10 protein-coding genes are annotated in these 17,013 nt (G+C 65.6%); 3 read left to right on the top strand and 7 right to left on the bottom strand.

Translation table 11 applies throughout. The annotated features are described in order from the left end of the window. Window positions 1-127 precede the first annotated feature (127 nt). Both GNK13_RS04520 and GNK13_RS04515 read left to right on the top strand, forming a co-directional pair. A complete protein-coding gene (locus GNK13_RS04520; RefSeq protein ID WP_164101256.1) occupies window positions 128-1,279 on the top strand; it encodes a DUF1570 domain-containing protein in 1,152 nt (383 codons plus the stop codon). Window positions 1,280-1,490: 211 nt separating this feature from the next. After that, on the top strand, window positions 1,491-2,285 hold the full coding sequence (locus GNK13_RS04515; RefSeq protein WP_164101255.1) for a LuxR C-terminal-related transcriptional regulator: 795 nt from the start codon (window positions 1,491-1,493) through the stop codon (window positions 2,283-2,285). Here the strand turns inward: GNK13_RS04515 and GNK13_RS04510 are convergent. Together GNK13_RS04510 and GNK13_RS04505 are read right to left on the bottom strand one after the other, a co-directional pair. After that, window positions 2,264-2,932 (bottom strand): HAD family hydrolase, encoded by a 669-nt coding sequence (locus GNK13_RS04510; protein ID WP_164101254.1) that lies wholly within the window; start codon window positions 2,930-2,932, stop codon window positions 2,264-2,266. The two genes, GNK13_RS04515 and GNK13_RS04510, sit on opposite strands and share 22 nt — an antisense overlap. Before the next feature lie 15 nt (window positions 2,933-2,947). Then, entirely contained in the window at window positions 2,948-3,184 is a 237-nt protein-coding gene (locus GNK13_RS04505; protein WP_164101253.1) for a hypothetical protein, read from the bottom strand. A gap of 234 nt (window positions 3,185-3,418) precedes the next feature. Here GNK13_RS04505 and GNK13_RS04500 point away from each other — a divergent pair, with 234 nt between their 5' ends. After that, window positions 3,419-6,412 carry a CHAT domain-containing protein gene (locus tag GNK13_RS04500; protein ID WP_164101252.1) on the top strand — a complete coding sequence of 998 codons (2,994 nt, stop codon included), beginning with the start codon at window positions 3,419-3,421 and terminating at the stop codon, window positions 6,410-6,412. Window positions 6,413-6,592: 180 nt separating this feature from the next. Here the strand turns inward: GNK13_RS04500 and GNK13_RS04495 are convergent, their stop codons facing one another. From GNK13_RS04495 to GNK13_RS04475, 5 genes are all read right to left on the bottom strand, one after another. Beyond that, a complete protein-coding gene (locus GNK13_RS04495) occupies window positions 6,593-6,940 on the bottom strand; it encodes a YidH family protein (RefSeq protein ID WP_164101251.1) in 348 nt (115 codons plus the stop codon). Window positions 6,941-6,983: 43 nt separating this feature from the next. Beyond that, window positions 6,984-8,399: a DUF1501 domain-containing protein gene (locus tag GNK13_RS04490; protein WP_164101250.1), complete on the bottom strand. Its 1,416-nt coding sequence runs from the start codon at window positions 8,397-8,399 to the stop codon at window positions 6,984-6,986. 287 nt (window positions 8,400-8,686) lie between these two features. Then, window positions 8,687-9,751 carry an SAM-dependent methyltransferase gene (locus tag GNK13_RS04485; protein WP_164101249.1) on the bottom strand — a complete coding sequence of 355 codons (1,065 nt, stop codon included), beginning with the start codon at window positions 9,749-9,751 and terminating at the stop codon, window positions 8,687-8,689. A gap of 316 nt (window positions 9,752-10,067) precedes the next feature. Further along, entirely contained in the window at window positions 10,068-15,644 is a 5,577-nt protein-coding gene (locus GNK13_RS04480; RefSeq protein WP_164101248.1) for an SdrD B-like domain-containing protein, read from the bottom strand. 155 nt (window positions 15,645-15,799) lie between these two features. Then, window positions 15,800-16,873: a WD40 repeat domain-containing protein gene (locus tag GNK13_RS04475; protein ID WP_164101247.1), complete on the bottom strand. Its 1,074-nt coding sequence runs from the start codon at window positions 16,871-16,873 to the stop codon at window positions 15,800-15,802. Between the last annotated feature and the right edge of the window lie 140 nt (window positions 16,874-17,013).

The raw sequence follows: 17,013 nt of genomic DNA, 5'->3' as shown, positions 1-17,013 counted from the left end.
TCGGCTTGCCGTTAAACGACTTGGTAGCCAACTGCTGGGCACTGCTGACTTTATGGCAATTCAGCGTAAGAAAGTGGCGCTGTCCAGCTAGCCGGCCAGCGGCTGATTTTTTATGGGGAATGTTGTGGTGCGTTTCTGCGTCGAGGGTGGCCGACGGTTCTCGCTTGCTGCGGCTTTCGTTGCGACGTGCGCTCTTCCCAGTGTCGCCTCGCCACCTCAAACCACTTCGCCACCTCAAGCCACTTCGCCACCTCAAGCCACTTCGCTGGCGGAACCCGCTCGGCTGGTCTCGGGCGTCGTCGACGGTCGCTCGGTGGAGGGATTGGAGCTGGTCCGCTCAAGCCATCGCCGGTTGGTGCTCGATCGCGACGGGTGGTTGCACGATTTCGACCCGCTCCGCGTCGAGCATTCGCTGCATCCGCGCGAGGGGCGTTTTCAGCCGCTCGACGCGACGCAGATGCGGGCTCGGCTCGCCGCCGAGTTTGGTCGCTCGTTCGAGGTCACGGCGACGACGCATTTCCTGGTCGTCACGCCGGTCGGCCGTGGAACGCAGTGGCCGCAGACGTTCGAGCGACTGCACCGCACCTTCACCACCTTCCTGGCGCTGCGGGGAGTGCGGGTGCTGGAAGGCAATTTTCCGATGGTGGCGATTGTGATGCCCGACCGCGAGTCGATGCGGGAATACTTAGCGGAGCTCGGCATCCGTACTCCCGATGCTCTCGGCGTGTACGATCAGGCCAGCAATCGCATCGTGATGTACGACCATGGCGGCAGTCACGGGGGCGTCGCGACGACAATTTGCCACGAAGCGGCCCATCAGTCGGCGTTTAATACGGGAGTTCATAGCCGCGTCGTCGACACGCCGCTCTGGGTCGTTGAGGGGCTGGGCGGACTGTTTCAAGCTTCGCCGTTGGTCGAAGGTCGCCCGGGAGTGACGCGGCGGGAGCGTTGCGACGCCGGATTGCTGGCGGTCTTTGAAGAGATCTACGCCGGGCGAGCGGATCTCCTGGCTCGCGATTTGAAGTCGCTGGTGGAGGAGGATCGGATGTTCGCCGGCCGGGAGAGCTCGCGGGCCGCCTATGCCCTCTCGTGGGCGCTGACGTTCTATCTGGTCGAAGCTCGGAGCGACGTCTATGCGAATCTGCTCCACTGCTACGGCCGCCTGCCGCCGCTGCGGAATTACGAGGCAGTGTCGCGGATACGCGACTTCGAGCGGATCTTAGGCGCTGATATTGCGACAGTGTCCCATCGCCTGTCGCGATTTTACGAGCGACTGTAGATCAACTGGATCTGGCGCAGCCCCTGCACCGACAGAGAAAGAGCAGTTGGGCGACCGATTTGCTGCCTCTTTTTTTCCCGAACCACGCAGGGAGGGAGAGGTAAACTGGGAACTAGTTCTTTTTTCTGTTCGCTCTCGTTCGCACATGAGGAGATTGGCGAGGGTAGATAACCTCCCCCCGAGGCCTTCAGACAACAGGTGTGCAAGCCGCATGGCTACAGGAATCATTCTCTCTCTCGAAACGGGCAGTGAGTCGGAGAGGGCCTTGCAGAGGATCGCCGATCGTCTGCAAGCGATCCATCGCCGCTGCACGACGATCGAGCAACTGTGCACGGGGCTTCCCCGCGAGGCAGTTGGCTGCATGTTCTTCGAGGACACCAGCGATGGGGGCCGCAGCGACGAGTTCTGCGACCTGATCGAGCGACACCAGCTCCACCGTCCGAGTCTGGTCGTCATGCACCATTCGCGGATCGAGGCGGCCGTTCGCGCCGTCCGCTGCGGGGCAGTCGCGGTCTACTCGACGCCGGTCAACGAGGAGGAACTTGAGGAGGGGGTCCGCGAGGCGTTCGTGCTTTCGGCCGAGCTTCGCGAAAGCGACCGCCGCACGCGGGGTGTCAGCCAGCAGTTGGATCGGCTCAGCGAAGGCGAGCTGTTGGTCCTGCGGCTCGTGCTCGAGGGGTGCTTGAACAAGCGGATTGCCAACAAGCTGGACATCAGCGAGCGGACGGTCGAAGCCCGGCGAAAGCGAATTTTTGAAAAGACGCGGACCGAATCGGTGGCCCAGCTCGTCCGCTCAATCGTCGAGACGGTGGGGATGGACGACATCCTGCTGCGTTGCGGCGAGCCGGTCCGGCAGCCTCCCGCTCCGCACTGGAACCGCATGCTCCGCCCGCTCGGTGGTGGCGGTGCTCCAGGAGTCTCGGGCGCCGCGGGAGTCTCGGGTGCCGCGGGAGGCTCGGGCGCCGCGGGAGGCTCGGGGGTCGTTCAGAGCCGGCGACAGCACTGATCGACCAGGGCGAGCAAGCGGGGGTCCTCGAGCGAGTCGGCCACGAGCGCGGCCCCGCTGAAATCATGGTGGACGCTGTGGGGGCCGGGAACGGCGACCGTCACGGCGCCCGCGGCAACCGCTGCTGCACATCCGTTGCCGCTGTCTTCGAAAACCATCAGTGACGAAGCGGCAATCCCCAGCGTCTCGGCTGCGGCGAGGTAGATCTCCGGGTGCGGCTTGCCATGCGTGACGTCGTCGCCGGTCAGCACGAACCGGAGCGAGGTGTGGACGCCGCCCCGGGCAAGAAGATCCTCGGCGAACGTTCGCCGGCTGCTCGTTGCGACGCCGTAGGGAATCGCGAGCGCGTCGAGCGTGGCGAGCAGTGCGGGGAGCCCTGGAAGCGTCCGCAGTTCCTGCTGAATCAGCTCGGCAAAGATTCCCTCGGCCTCGGCCAGCACCGCTTGCCACGGTTCGTCCAGACCGTAGTGGTCGAGCATCAAGCGGATCGCCTGCGGACCCGGCTGACCCATCATCTGCCGCCGCACCGCATCTTCGTACCGCCGCCCCCGGAGCTGCAGTAGCCGGTCGGCGGCCAGCTCGTAGAGCGGCTCGGTGTCGAACATCAGCCCATCCATATCGAGGGCCACACCGCGAACCTCGGGCATCGGCTTGCGTCCGGTCTAGCGGGCCTGCAGCTTCTCTTCGGCGCGGGCCGCTTTGAGGGCCGCCGCTTCCCGCGAGAGCTTGAACTCACCGGCGCCCGGGAAGTACTGGACGTCGTCCTCGAGATAGTAGGGGCTAGGCAACGTTTGGCCGTTGACCGCGACTTGGCAGCCGCTCGACGCCCCGGTGAGGGCCGTCGCTGCGGCCAACAGAGTGAACGTCCGCAACCAGCCTTGGTTCTGTTTGACTGTCATCCCAATCCCTTCCACGTTTTCGCTCGCTCCGAGCTGCAACCAACACGAGCTGCAAAGAACAGACGCTCGCTGCGGACGCACCTCGCCCGGGCGATCTGTCACAACCGTCATCGGCTGAATTTCCCTTAGGACTTGACTTCGCCCCAGGAATTTCTTCGAAACTCCCCGCCCCTGTCTAAGATGGAGAGGTCTGCTCTTCTGGAATATTTTGCCGCACGACCCCCAGACGAATTGATGCGAATTGCCGCCCTCAGGCTGTTGCTGCTGACCCCCTTCGTGCTGACCCCCTTCGTGCTCGCGTTTGCCGCGGCTCCCGCAGCCCGGGCGCAGGACCCGGGGCAAATCAGCTACCCGGCCCGCGAGTACTATCTCGGGCTCCAGCTCTTTCGCGAGGGCTCGATGGCGCAGGCGGGCGAGGCGTTTGAGCTAGCGCGGCGGCGGGGCCGGCGGGATCCGAGCGGCCGCTGGATCGACTCGATTCCCGCCCATGCGATGCTCGGCGAAGTGCAGTACCAGCTGGGGAATCTGGTCGGGGCGGAGGAGCATTTCGCAGCCGCGCTGAATCTGATGCTGGTCCACGAGGCGTCGCTGGCCAGCCTCGACTGGCCGCGGCAACTGCTTCCCGCCGGAGGCCTTTCCGGGAACCCGGTACCTTGGGCCCCCGGCGGGCGGAGGATGCAGCCGGCGGCGGTGCCGGACCGGATCAACGTGGCGATTGGCGAGCTCAACGCCGAGCGGGTGCTGCGGAGCGGCGGTGCGTTCCAGGCCGCCCAGTTCATCCCGGTCGATGGCATCGAGATCCTCCGTGCGGTGGCGATCAGCGCGTACCGTCGCAGCGAAATTCTCGGCCCCTTGGCCGGGACCGATCCGCTCACCGGGCGTGCGGCCGAGCTGGCGCAGCGGATGGTTTCCCGAAGCAACGCCGTGGCCGCTCCCCTGTGGCAGACGGTTTACGGATTGCTGATCGCGGGCGGGGACGGTGCCGAGGGAGCGGATCCTGGCGGTCAGGCCGCGACGGTGCTGCAGCGAGCAAGCGTGATCGGCTCGGTCGAGCATCCGCTGACGCCGCTGGCCCTGCTCGGCACCGCACGTCGGCACCGCGACTCCGGCCAGACCGAAGCGTTTCGCGTCGCGGTGATGGAAGCCTCGGTCGCCGCCGCGCTGTTCGATCAACCCGAGTGGGTTGGCGAAGCGGTCCGCGTCGCTTCGGGGACGCTCGTCGCCGGGGCTGATGAGCCGCTCCGCGCGGCCGCCGTGGCGATCGCCGATACCTATGCCCGCCGCGCTCGGTTTGCGGCGGTCGCCGCCAATGTCGTCGCGGCCGACTGTGCGGTCACGGCTGGCAACCGCCCCCTCGCAACGAACTACTTGGGCAACGTCCAAACGCTGCTCCGCAAACGCGACACGGCGATGCCCCGCTATGAAGCGACCGCGGCTTGGGTCCAGGCTCGGTTGCTAGCCGCCTCGGGCCAACCGGCCGAGGCCCTGCTAGCTGCAACGCGAGCGGTCGCTTTTGGCCGCGGCAATGGCGGAAATCTGGTTGGGGCTCCGAGTTTGTTGCAGCGGAATCGGATCGCCGCGGCACTCGAGTCGGGAGCGATCGCCGGTGACAAGGAGGAGCAGCGGTTGGCGAAACTCCTCGAGCCACCGTCGGCTGCTCAGTGGGCGCGCGATCCGATCGATGCTTTGGCCGCCGCGGCCAGCGATCCCTCTGCCCTGCTGGCCGCTCGCTTGGCCCGCAGCGTCAGTCGCAGCGACGCCGAGGCCGCGCTCCCAGCGGCTGACGCATTGCTCCGCAGCCAGGTGCGGGCCGCCTTGCCGGTCGGTGGTCGGCCGCTCGACCTGCGTTGGCTCATCGCCGCTCCGCTCGATCGGCTCGGGGCGCAGGCGGGAGAGTTGCGGAAGAATTTGCCGGGCGTCCTCGGTTCGCTCCAGCAAGGCCATCTGCGTGCGAGCGAAATTCGCGACGCGCTGGCCGCGCTCCCGCTGGCGAGCGACGACGCGGCGGAGAAGAAACAAGCGACCGAGTTGTGGAAGGAGATGGTCGAGCTGTCCGATGCGATGGAAGCCACGACGTTGGCCGCTGCGCTCGACCGGATGGCGGTTCCCGAAGTGTTTCCGCCAGCGTGGGCAGCATCCGAGGAACGGCGCATTGTCGAGGGCTCGGCGGTCGTGAGTTTTGTTCCACTCGGCAATCGGATCGTCGGCATCGCCGCCCTGCCGACCGGGGCCTCGATGTGGTTGGTCGAGAACAGTAGCGCCATCGGCACCCGCGCCAAACGATTGCTCGCCGACATCGGTGTGGGCCGGCGGCGGGCCGGTCAGTCGCAGTTGCCTTCCGACGATGCGTGGCGCTCCGCGGCGGTGGAACTTCGCGAAGCACTGCTGCCGGCGGACAAGCTGCCGCTCGAAGGGCTGAAGCATTTGGTGATCGTGCCCAGCGGTCCGCTCTGGTATCTGCCGTTCGAGCTGTTGCCGGTCGCCGATGAGGAATCGGCGCTGATTGGAAACGCAGTGGCGGTTTCTTATGCACCGACTCCCGGTCTGGCGATCCATCCTCCGCCGGATACCTCGGTCGGCGATTCGGTGGGATACGTCACCAAGCTGTTCTTTGCCCCCAAAGTCCCTGAGGAAGAGGCGGATTGGGTGGCGAAACTTCGGGACGAACACGAGACCTCGGTGTCGCTGCCCGAGAGTGGTTCGATCCCGGGGCGATTCATCAGTGCCCGGCTGCGGACGCTGTGGGTCGCTGCGGCCGATCAACCGCCGGCCAGCGGTCCAGCGGCGCTGCAGTCGAGTCCGCTGATCTACGACGCCAAATCGAATCAAGGGAGTCTGGCCGAGTGGATGCGGTTTCCCTGGGGAGCTCCGCGGACCGTCCTGCTCCCGGGCTTTCGCAGCCGATTGAATGGCGATGGCAGCGAGCTGTTTTATACGGCCATTGCCCTGCACGCGGCGGGAACGCCCGAAGCGCTGCTCGCTCGCTGGCCGGTCGGAGGCGTGTCGACCGCAACGATGATGAGCGAGATGCTGCAGGAGCTGCCCAATGAAGACGCGCTCTCGGCGTGGCGGCGAGCGGTGCAGGTGTTGCGTGGCAGCGAACTCGATCCGACCGCCGAACCGCTGCTCTCCGAGGGAGATCGCGGCCGCGTGGATTTGACCGGAGACGAGCCACTGTTCTGGACCGGCTACATGGTCCTGCAAGGCTTGCCCGAGCCGCCGAAGTAGCGGGCGCTGGATGAAGGCAGCCACAGAGGGCACAGAGCTCACGGAGGCTCGAAGAGCACGAAGGATCTCCGTGCTATCCGCGGTCCTCTCCTTTCCGTGCTTTTCCGTGTCCTTCCGTGGCCACCGGAGCGCCTTCCCACTCGGTGACCTCGGAGCTCTCTGTGGCTGATCCCGTCCCTGCTACGGCATTTCCTCTCGCAGGCCTTGTTCCAGTTTTCCCGGTTCGGTTTGCTGGGCTTCCTGGAAGTGCTTGCGGATCCGCGAGATCGAGCGGTCGACGCGGCGGAAGCGGACGATGCCGATCAGGACGGTCAGAGCTCCGCAGGGGACGCACGCGATTCCGACGTAGCGGAACCAGTCGGAGGAGGCGAAGTGCATGATCGACACGCCTGCGATTCCGAGCGCGACGCCGGATCGCAAGTAGGCCAACAGCGTGCGTTCGTTCGCCAGCAGCGTCCGGTCGATCGCCAACTCGTCGCGGAGAATCAGCTGGGCGGCGTCGAATCGGGCGTAGGGAGAATCTCGCATCACGGCTTTTTCGATGAAGCGGCTGATTTCCCCGGTTCGCGATTCAGACGCGAGCGAGTTCCGCCACGGGAGTTCCCTCGCGAATGATCGGGATGGGGCGGCCGGAGAAGTCGGGAATCATAACATTGGAATAGTCGATGCCGAGGTGGCGGTAGATGGTTGCCAACCAATCTTCCGGACCGACCCGACGCTCGATGACATCCTCACCCCGCCGGTCGGTCGCGCCGATCGTCTGTCCGGTGCGGATGCCGCCGCCAGCAAACAGCATCGAGTTGGCTCGCGGCCAGTGGTCCCGCCCGGGCTGGACCGTCCCTTTGGCACCACTGGCGATGCCGCCTCCGCTGCTGGCGACGTAGGAGATTCGCGGCGTGCGGCCAAATTCGCCGCCGACGATCACGAGCACGTTCTGATCCAAGCCACGCTGGTAGACGTCTTCGATCAGCGCCGAGACGGCCTGGTCGAAGAAGGGGCTGCGGTATTTGCTGGCTTCGAACACGTGGTGGTTGACGGCGTGGTCGTCCCAGTTGGCGACGCGGCCGCACAGCGGGCCGTCGAATTCCGTGGTGACGATTTCCACCCCGGCTTCGACCAACCGCCGCGCCATCAAGCACTGCTGGCCCCACTGATTGCGACCGTAGCGGTCTCGCACCGCATCGCTCTCTTGGCTGAGGTCGAACGCTCGGCGAGCTTTGGAGCTGAGCAGCAGTGCGAGGGCTTGGGCTTCGAACTGGTCGATCGCCTCCATCGCTCCCGAGCGATCGATGTCGCGTTGCAGCCGGTCGAGCGAGCCGCGGAGCGCCACCCGATCCTCCAACCGCTGGCGCTGTCCCGGGTCCTTCAGCCCGATGTTGGGAACTTCGAAGCTGGGGTTGTTGGGATCGCCGGTGACGGTGAACGGCGCGTACGAATCGCCGAGGTAGGTGGGGCCGGCGATCGTAAAGCTGTCGTAGCGGTCGACCGGGTTGACGGCCACGTAGCGGGGGATCTCCCTCGGTCCGCCGCTGCTGCGGAGATAGTTGGCGATCGTCATCCAGTCGGGATAACGTGGCCCCGGTTTGTCGGCCGCATCGGGATCGCCCGAGAGGACCTGCAGCGAACCGGCGGGATGGCCGCCGCCGGTGTGGGCGATCGAACGGAGGATCGCGTACTTGTCGGCGATCGTCGCCAAGCGAGGGAGCAGCTCGCTGATCTCAATTCCCGGCACATTGGTGCGCACCGGCCGATACGGGCCGCGGTACTCCGACGGCGCGTCGGGCTTGGTATCAAATGTCTCCAGATGGCTCGCACCGCCGCGGAGCCAGACGAGAATGATCGCGGTGTTTGGTTTGTTCGCAGAGGCTCGTCCAAGCGAGGCTTCCTGGGCGCGAAGCCGAAGAAGATCAGGCAGCGTCAGGCCAGCGAAGCCACCCAGCCCGATGCGGAGCAGTTCTCGACGCGAGAATTGAGGGACCAGCGGCATGGGAACTGTCCATAGGGCGGGCGGGAAATGCCAGGCGGGGGAGGACCTTCAGTATACGGAGCCGGACAGGACAATCAAAACGTCACCCCCCGCTGTCAGAAAACCCTGAGCCGACGGCGCTAGCCGCGGGTTCTGCAGCGGAAAACCCGGCGGTGGGTGCGCGAGAGGCCCGAGGCTAGCGCCTACGGCTCAAAAAGGCCCGAGGCTAGCGCCTACGGCTCAAAAAGGCCCGAGGCTAGCGCCTACGGCTCAATGGGGTCGGACCCTCCCGGGGAGGGTGACTATGTCTAACGGCGGGCGGCGATGCAGACTTCGCAGCGCCCGGTCGCCAGCTGGCGGACTTCGATCTTCGAATAGCCCCAGCCGCGGATCGTCTGGCACCAACCGGGGATCCGATCGGCTTGGTCGTACCGTCCGATCTTCAACGTCAGCAGCATGCCCTCGATCGACACGCGGCGGTTGCCCACGATGTTGCCGACCGTCACCAGCGTCTTGTCGGGACGCACGTTCGAGTCGACCAATAGCCAGCGAGCCGACTGGTATTCGGAGCGCTTGAGGTCGCCGCCGCGAGCTTGCAAATGAGTAAAGCCGGGATGCTCGAGCACCCGTGGGTCCATCTCGGCCGGATCGACTCCGATGACCCGCAGGCCCAGTTCGAGCAACCGCTGCGCGGCTCCGCCCGGAGCACTCCCGATTTCGACCGCCACGTCTCCCGGCTTGATCGGCAAGCCCGACCAGAGGATCGCTTCGGCCGCTTTAAAATAAGCTCGCGAGACCACGTCGTGCGCGAAATCGATCGGCGGAAAGCCGCCCGGCCAGCGGCTCGGTGGGAAAGCCTCGGCGGAATGCCAGCCGATCATCCATCGCGTCGGCTCGACCAGCACCACATCCAGCACCGATTCGCCGATCTCGGCAATACGGTTGGCTGCGTCGGCGGTGACTCGGTCGCTCGCGGCCAAGCGGCGGTGAACGTCCTCGGCAATGGCGTGCGTCAGCGGCTCGAAGCCCGGTTCGTAGTTTCGCTCTCCAGCCGGCAAGCGGTCGCGAGCCCAGAGATGCAGCTGGTCAAACCGCCGCTCGCCCACGGTCTCGGTGAGCAAGGCCAGCAAACGCTCGGTCAACTCTGCCGTGCGGTCGCCGACGACGTTGCCGAGCGACCACGACGAAGTTCGCGCAAAGACATTTCTCGGCAACTCGAGCTGCCGCGAGGGATCGTCGCTGGAGTGTTTGAAAGAGACAAAACCCGGACGCGAAAACGCCAGCCGCCACCCGGTGGCCGCGAGCTGAGTCTTGAGAGGGGCTTCGGCACCTTGATGGCAGCAAACCATCGCGAACGGGTGCACCGTGGTCATGGGGCGAGGCAATTGCGAGGAGAGCGGTCGGAGAGAGACGCCGAAGCAACATTAGTCCGACCAGCTTACCGAATTGCCGATTTGTGGAGAGGGGCCACTTAATCAGCCGCCACGCGCTAGCGTCCGGTTCTTGCGGCGTTTTCGAGAACCGGGGGCTAGCGCCCGGCGGCTGATGAATAATCCGGGCTAGCGTCCGGTTTTCACGGCGTTTGCGGCAACCGTGAGCTAGCGCTCGGCGGCTGATGAATGATCCGGGCCAGCACGCCAGCGGCTGATTCCGAGAACGCTCGGCGAGGCCGGATAATTCGTGATGAGATCAGGCTGCGGGGCGGTCTTCTTCGGGCGCTTTTTGCTCGGCCCGGTAGAGGCCCGGTTCGGAGCGGCCGTCGCCATCCCAGTCGCCAGCGATCGGCACATCGTTGCTGCCGCGGGGGATTCGGATCCGGGCATCGGCGTCCGTCAGTCGCCGGTCGCCGTCGGAGTCGATGATCCACAGATCGCCCCGCACCACCGCCAGATCGTCGATTCCGTCGCCGTTCCAGTCGCCGACGACCGGCTCATCTCCAACTTCGCCGAAACTGACCAGCTCATCGCGATTGGTCCAGCGTCCGTCGCCGTCGGAGTCGAGCATCCACTCTCCGGCACGGAACACGGCGATCGAGTCGATCCCGTCGCCGTTCCAGTCGCCCGCCAGCGGCGTATCGGGATTGCGGCCGTAGCGGAAGACGTGGTCGATCAGATCGGCCCGCATCGGACCGTCGTTGGTCCGCCGCAGGAATCGCCGTCCGTCAGCCGCTTCGGCCTCGGTCGGGGGCGTGTTCTTGGCGCCCCGCCGCCGCACGTTGTCCGGGTCGGGGAGGCCTGGATCGTTCTTGATCGCTTCGGGGTCGCGGTTCCACTGGGGCCCAAAAATCCCCACGTCGTCCTTGCCGTCGCCGTCCCAGTCGCCGACGACTGGGCGGTCGAGTTCCGTGCCGAGCTGGATCCACAGATCGCCCCGGTCCCAGCGGCCATCGCCGTCGAGGTCCACGAGCCACTGGCCCGCAATAAAGACCGCAACGTCGTCGCGGCCATCGCCATTGAAGTCGCCGACCAGCGGAATTCCGTCGACCACGCCCAACTGCAGGCCCCGTCCACCCGGCGGCAGGCCCCGTCCGGTGGTGTCCTCCAGCCGATTGCCCTCGAGATCAAACAGTTCCCAGCGGCCCCGGTTCGCTTCGGCCGGGCTCAGCTGGGGCTGGAGTTTGGCGCTGCTCACCGCCCGGATCAAGGCTCCATCGGAGACGCCTTCACCGCGTGGGAAGCCGCCATTGATGACGCTCAAGTGCCAGGTGACGGCCGTGTTCCAGTCGCCGATCATCGGGGGCCGGATATCGGCCGGGACTCCAGCGCCGAACAACGGGTCGAACTGGGGGAACGTCTCGATCGGCACGCTTGGGACGAGCGGTGGTTCGGGAGTGGGGAATTCCTGCGGAGGGGGCAACGGCGGATCGGTGATCAGAATCTCGCTGAAGTTGTTGTTCGAAGATGTGCCGCCCGCGGTCAGCAGGATGTTGAGGATCGCGTCGCGCTGCGGCGCGGTCTCGCTGCTGGCCGAGAGCGTTTGGATGACGATCTGCAATTCGGGGTTGCCCGACAGGTCGGCTGCGTTGTCGGCCATGCCTCCGGTCGATCCAGGCGTATCGAGTCCATCGATGTAGCCTTGCGGATGCACTTGGTAGACGTGGTAGGTACCGGGACGAAGGCCGGTGAAGCGGTAGTGGCCGTTGGCGTCGGTGACGACCCGAATTGCACCGTCGGCGTAAGTGCCGGGAAGGGCGCGGTCGGCCGTGAACGGTTCACCCAGCACGTTGCGAAGCTCCAGGACGACTCCCGCGAGCGGCTTGTCGCCCGGTTTGCGAATCCCATCGCGGTACTCGCGCAGCTCTTCGGGAGCCAGCGGATCCTGAGTAGGAATCGCCGGTCCATCTTGAAACACGTAGCCTTCGATGATTGCCGGCGGGACTTCGGGAAAGTCGTAGCGGACCAGCTTCGAACCGGCGGGAATCGTGATCGCCGTGATCCGGTCCTCAGTCGTCGCGCTGCCGCCGTGCGAGCCGGCGATCTGGCCTCCATGGAAGTAGCCGTCGGGCTGATACTCACGGACGCTGTAAACCCCCGGTGCGATGTCGCGGAACTCGTACGTGCCCGCCGCATCGGTCAGCGTATGAGCCACGACGCGGCCCGCCGAATCGACCAGCTCGATGCGGACGCCTTCGATCGGCGACTCGCCGGCATCCCAAGTCCGGTCGAGATCGACGTCGCTCCAGACGCGTCCGCTGAGCGTGCTGCCGAGCAGTTCGCAGAAGTCGTAGTGGATCAAGTTTTGGCCCGGACCGAGCTCGATCTGGCTGATCCGATCCTCGCTTGCGACCCCGCCGCCGGAGCCGACTCGTTGGCCTCCCTGGAAGTAGCCTTCGGGCTGCACTTCGCTGACGGCGTACTCGCCGGGACGCAGGTTGAGGAAGCGGTAAGTGCCATCGGTTGCGGTGACGGTCGTTGCGATCACCGCTCCGCTCTCGTCGTGCAATCGCACCGTGACTCCGCCAAGTGGCGTTTCGCCCTGCTCCGGCTCGTAGACACAGTCGTCGTCCGAATCGATGAACACGACCCCTTGGATCGACGAGGGATCGAGTTCGCAGAAGTCGTAGTCGACGAGCGTTTGGCCGGGGCCGATCACGATCTGGCTGATCAAATCTTCGCTGGCCACGCCGCCGCCGGAGCCGACTTTCTGGCCTCCCTGGAAGAGCCCCTCGGGCTGCACTTCGCTGACGCGATACTCGCCGGGACGGAGGTTCGCGAACTTGTAGCTGCCGTCGGCGGCGGTGGTCGTGGTCGCGATCACGGTGCCGTCGGCATCGTGCAGCCGAATCGTGACGCCGGCGAGCGGCCGTTCGCCGATCTCGGGTTCGTGGATGCAGTCGCCGTCGGAATCGACGAACACACTGCCTTGGATTGAGGAGGGTTCGAGTTCGCAGAAGTTGTACTCCACCAGCCGCTCGCCCCAGCCGATTCCGACGTGCGTGATCAGGTCGGTTTGGGAATCGTCGCCGCCACCAGAGCCCGCCCGCTGCCCGCCTTGCAGGAACCCAACGGGCTGCGTCTCGCGGACGCTGTACTGGCCGGCTCGCAGCCCGGTGAACTTGTAGCGGCCCGCCGCGTCGGTCGTGGTCGTCTGCACGACGCGGCCTTGGGCGTCGAGCAACTCGATGCGGACCCCTTCGAGTCCCACTTCGCCGGGATCGCGGAGGCAATCTTCGTCGGTGTCGGCAAACACGTTCCCCGACAGTTCGCTCGGCGGGTGTTCGCAGAAGTCGTTGTGGACCGAAACGATCGCCGAGCCGACGCGGATGTCGCTGATGCGGTTCTCGACCGAGTCGTCTCCGCCGGTCGAGCCGGCCATTTGGCCTCCGGTGAAGTAGCCTGCCGGCTGATCCTGAACGACCGTGTAGCGCCCGGGCCGCAATCCGGCGAACACGTACTTGCCTTCAGCGTCGGTCGTCGTCTGCGCCAGCTCGCGTCCGTCCGCGTCGTACAGCCGCATCACGACGCCGGCGATCGGCGATTCGTCTTCGTCGAGCATGCAGTCGCCATCGACGTCGGCATGCACGCGGCCCTCGATTCGGGCTGGAAGCAATTCGCCGAAGTTGTACTCGACGCCGGCTTGCCCTTGGCGAAGCGCCACGCCGCTGATCGCGTCCCCCGGGTTGGCTGCCGCACCGACCTGGACCGCGGCGATCGTACCGGCGCGGTCGAGTCCGTCGAAGTAACCCTCCGGAGTGACTTCGCGGATCTGGTAGGTGCCGGGGAGAAGATTTTTGAACTCGTACCGCCCGCTGGCGTCGGTCTGGGTGGTCGCGACGACAGCGCCCGAAGCATCGACCAGCTCGATCGAAACGCCCTCGATGCCCGCTTCGCCCGCGTCCCGCCGACCGTCGTTCGAGGCGTCGTGGTAGACGTAACCGGAAACCTGAGCCGGAGCCGCTTCGCAGAAGTCGTAGTGGACGCCGTCTTTTCCGGCTGGCAGTCGGATCCGGTGGATGCTGCCATCGCTGACGACTTCGCCAACGGCGGCTCCCCCAATGATGCCCACGTGCCCGGTGCCGTCGAGCAGCCCCACGGGCGTCACTTCCTCGAGCCGATACGTTCCCTTGGGGAGATCCTCAAAGCGGTAGGAACCGTCGGCCGCGGTCCGCGTCTGGGCCACAAGGTTGCCCGCCTCGTCGTAGAGCTTGACCAGCACGTCGGCCAGCGGCGTGGAGTCGTCATCGACGTGGTCGCTAAAACAATCTTCGCCGGGCGGAACCAAGTAGACGTAACCGCTGAGCGAGCCGAGCGGCAGCTCACCAAAGTTGTAATCGCGGCCGACCGAGTTGCCGTGCAATTCGACGTTGCGAATCTCGTCGCCCGGATTGACCGCGGTGCCACTCTGCCTGCCGTCGACCGTGCCGGCCGAATCCAAGCCGTCGGTCCACGGGGCGGGCTGGTCGACTTCGACGATCTTGTAACGCCCGGGGGCCAGGTTTTTGAACTGGTACGAGCCGTCGGCTCCGGTGGTGGTGATCAATTCCGACTGCGGGGCAATCGTATCGATCGGAACGAGTCGCACGCGAACATTCGCCAGGCCCGGTTCGCCCGCGTTCTTGATCCCGTTGTCGTTGTCGTCGCGGTAGACGAAGCCGCCGACCTCGGCTGGGGCGGCCTCGGCAAAGTCGAAGTCGACCGCGTGCAAGTCGCCGAGCGGTAGCGTGATCTCGGTCAGCACATCGGCGCTCTCCGAAGCCCCCACGCTCTGGCCGTCGACCGTGCCGGCGATCGATCCGACGCTGAAGTAACCGTCGGGCTGGGTTTCGACGACGCGGTAGGTTCCCGGCATCAGCCCCAGTTCGGTGCCAAAGCGGTAGCGGCCCGCCGCGTCGGTGGTCGTTGTCAAACCGGTGTCGACGAAGCGGCCGCTGGCATCATCGCGGCGCCACAAAGAGAGCTCCACACCCGAGAGCGTCCGCTCGCCGGCTTCACGCTTGAGGTTCAGGTTGTTGTCGACATAGACCGAGCCGGCAATCGAAATCGGCTTGGGAACCTGAGCCGTCGAAGCGATCGCCGCGGCCGAACGGTTCGGACGGCTGTTTGGGTCCTCGCTTTCGTCGGGCGGCAGATTCAAGCCATGGCTGGCCTGGGGATCGCCGAAGTCGTTCAAGAACACGTCCTGGGCGGTCGCCGTTTCGTAGTGCGGTGCTTGGAACGTGGCGGTCAGGATCGAGTCCTGGAACTCCTGGCCGCTGGCGATCTCGTCCAAGCGGCTGTTGAAGAAGTCGAGGTCGGGCGAGACCCTCAAGACTTCATCGACGTCGAGCGAGAATTCGACCGTGTCGCCGGCGCGGAAATTCGTCAGCCGCAGCGTCAGCAGTTGTCCGCCATCGTCGACCGTGCCCGTCACGGTTGCGTTGGGATCGGCGGCGTTGATCGCGACGATGCGGAACGGGTGCGAGCCCCCTTTGCCGCGACCCCCCGCGACCGTATCGAAGATCAAGTCACCGATCGACAATCCGTCGCCGTCTTTGTCGGTCGACAGCTGGAGTTCGGTCAACTCGGTCCCCTCGGCCCCGCCGCTGAACGACAGCAGGAAGCGGTCGGGATACATGTCCCCGGCTTGGTCCGGAGAGGTGTTGAGGTAGTCGGTTTCGAGATAGACCAGTCCGACGTGCAAGGCATCGGCGGCCATCATCCGCCGCGACTCGAGCTGCTCCGGGGCGAGCGTGCGGCGGACCTGCGGGGCGCGAGCCCCGGGGAGGCGAACCGGTTGCGAGCTCGCCGTGCGGCGACCGCGAGTCCAGCGTTTGGCCAAGTTCCACATTGCCTGTACCTCCCTGTACGTTCGGTTTGTCGCCGGCCGCGAGTGCCGTGCGTCGTGTGGGCCACGGGGCTTCCTGCCGGGTGGCGTGATTGCCGGTCAAGCGGAGCGGGTTCGGGGTGCTGACTACGAACGGTGCTGACTACGAACGGTGCTGACTAGGGACGGCGGCTGGTCCGCGCGTCGGGCTGTTCGGCCGCTTCGGCGTCGGCCACACGCGCCCCTTGGGCGAGCTTCTGCAAACTCCAGCGACGGATCGTCGTGTCGAAGCTGCCGCTGAACAGCTCGCCTCGGTCGCCGACCATCGCTGCGATCGAACCGGTGTGCCCTTCGAGCGTCAGGGCTTTCTTGCCGGTCTCAAGGTTGAAAAGGTGGACGAAGTTGTCGGTGCCGCCGAGGGCGACATGGGTGGCGTCGACCATCGCCAGCGTCTGCAGTTTGCATCCGGGCACCTGCATTTCGTGGATAATCCGCTTGGCATCCATGTCGTACAGCACGGCGTGACCGTCCTCGCAGACCGAGACGATGCGACTGGTTTGAGCGACGAACTGCATCGCACGAATTCGGTCGCCGTGCAATTGCACTTCGTCAATCGCCGATCCGGTGCGAGCATCGAAAAAGTGGATGTCGCCGCTGCGGCCTGCCGCGGCGACGACTGAACCATCCCCGCGAAACGCCACGCAGCGGAGGTCGCGGCAACCGCACTGGAGCGTCGGCCGAGCGGCATTGCCGATTCCCATCAGGAACAGTTGAGGCTGAAAACCGACCGCCGCCACTTGGCTGCCGTCGGGCGAGAACTGGACGGAGCGGATCGCGGGAGCTCCCGTAATCCGCTGGCGAGTCTCCCAATTTTTGTCGCGGTCCCACAAGATCACTTGTCCATCGTTGCCCGCCGAGACAAGTGTCGAGCCATCGTCACTGAAGTCGAGCGTCTGGACCCAGTCTTCATGCAGGGCCAATTCCTTGAGCGTTTTCAGCGACGGCCGGGCAAGAATGCGGATGATGTGGTCGTCGCCCGAAGCGGCCAGCAGCTCGCCGCGCGGATCGATCGCCAGAGCCGTCACCACTGGCGGATAGGTGTTGTTGCCTACCGGCCGCAGACGGATCGACGCGGCGTCGTAAGGAGCCCGATCGCCGTAGGGGGCCTGCGCCCAGGCCGAATCGGCTCCAATCGCGACGCCGAACAGTGCTCCGCAGATCCCCAGAATCGACAACCCCGTGGTTCGTAACATCTCGCATCGCCTCTCTGTGGGTGTGCCGGGTGCCCGGCGACCTTTCGACTCAACTCCTCTCATTCGGCTGTCCGCTATCACCAGCATGAGCCTTTTATTCGTCGCAACCGGAAGAGCCGGTAGCCGGTAGCCGGTAGCCG

The sequence above is a fragment of the Candidatus Laterigemmans baculatus genome, assembly GCF_010367455.1.
GTDB lineage: Bacteria > Planctomycetota > Planctomycetia > Pirellulales > Pirellulaceae > Laterigemmans > Laterigemmans baculatus.
This window is presented reverse-complemented; position numbering and strand designations above follow the sequence as displayed.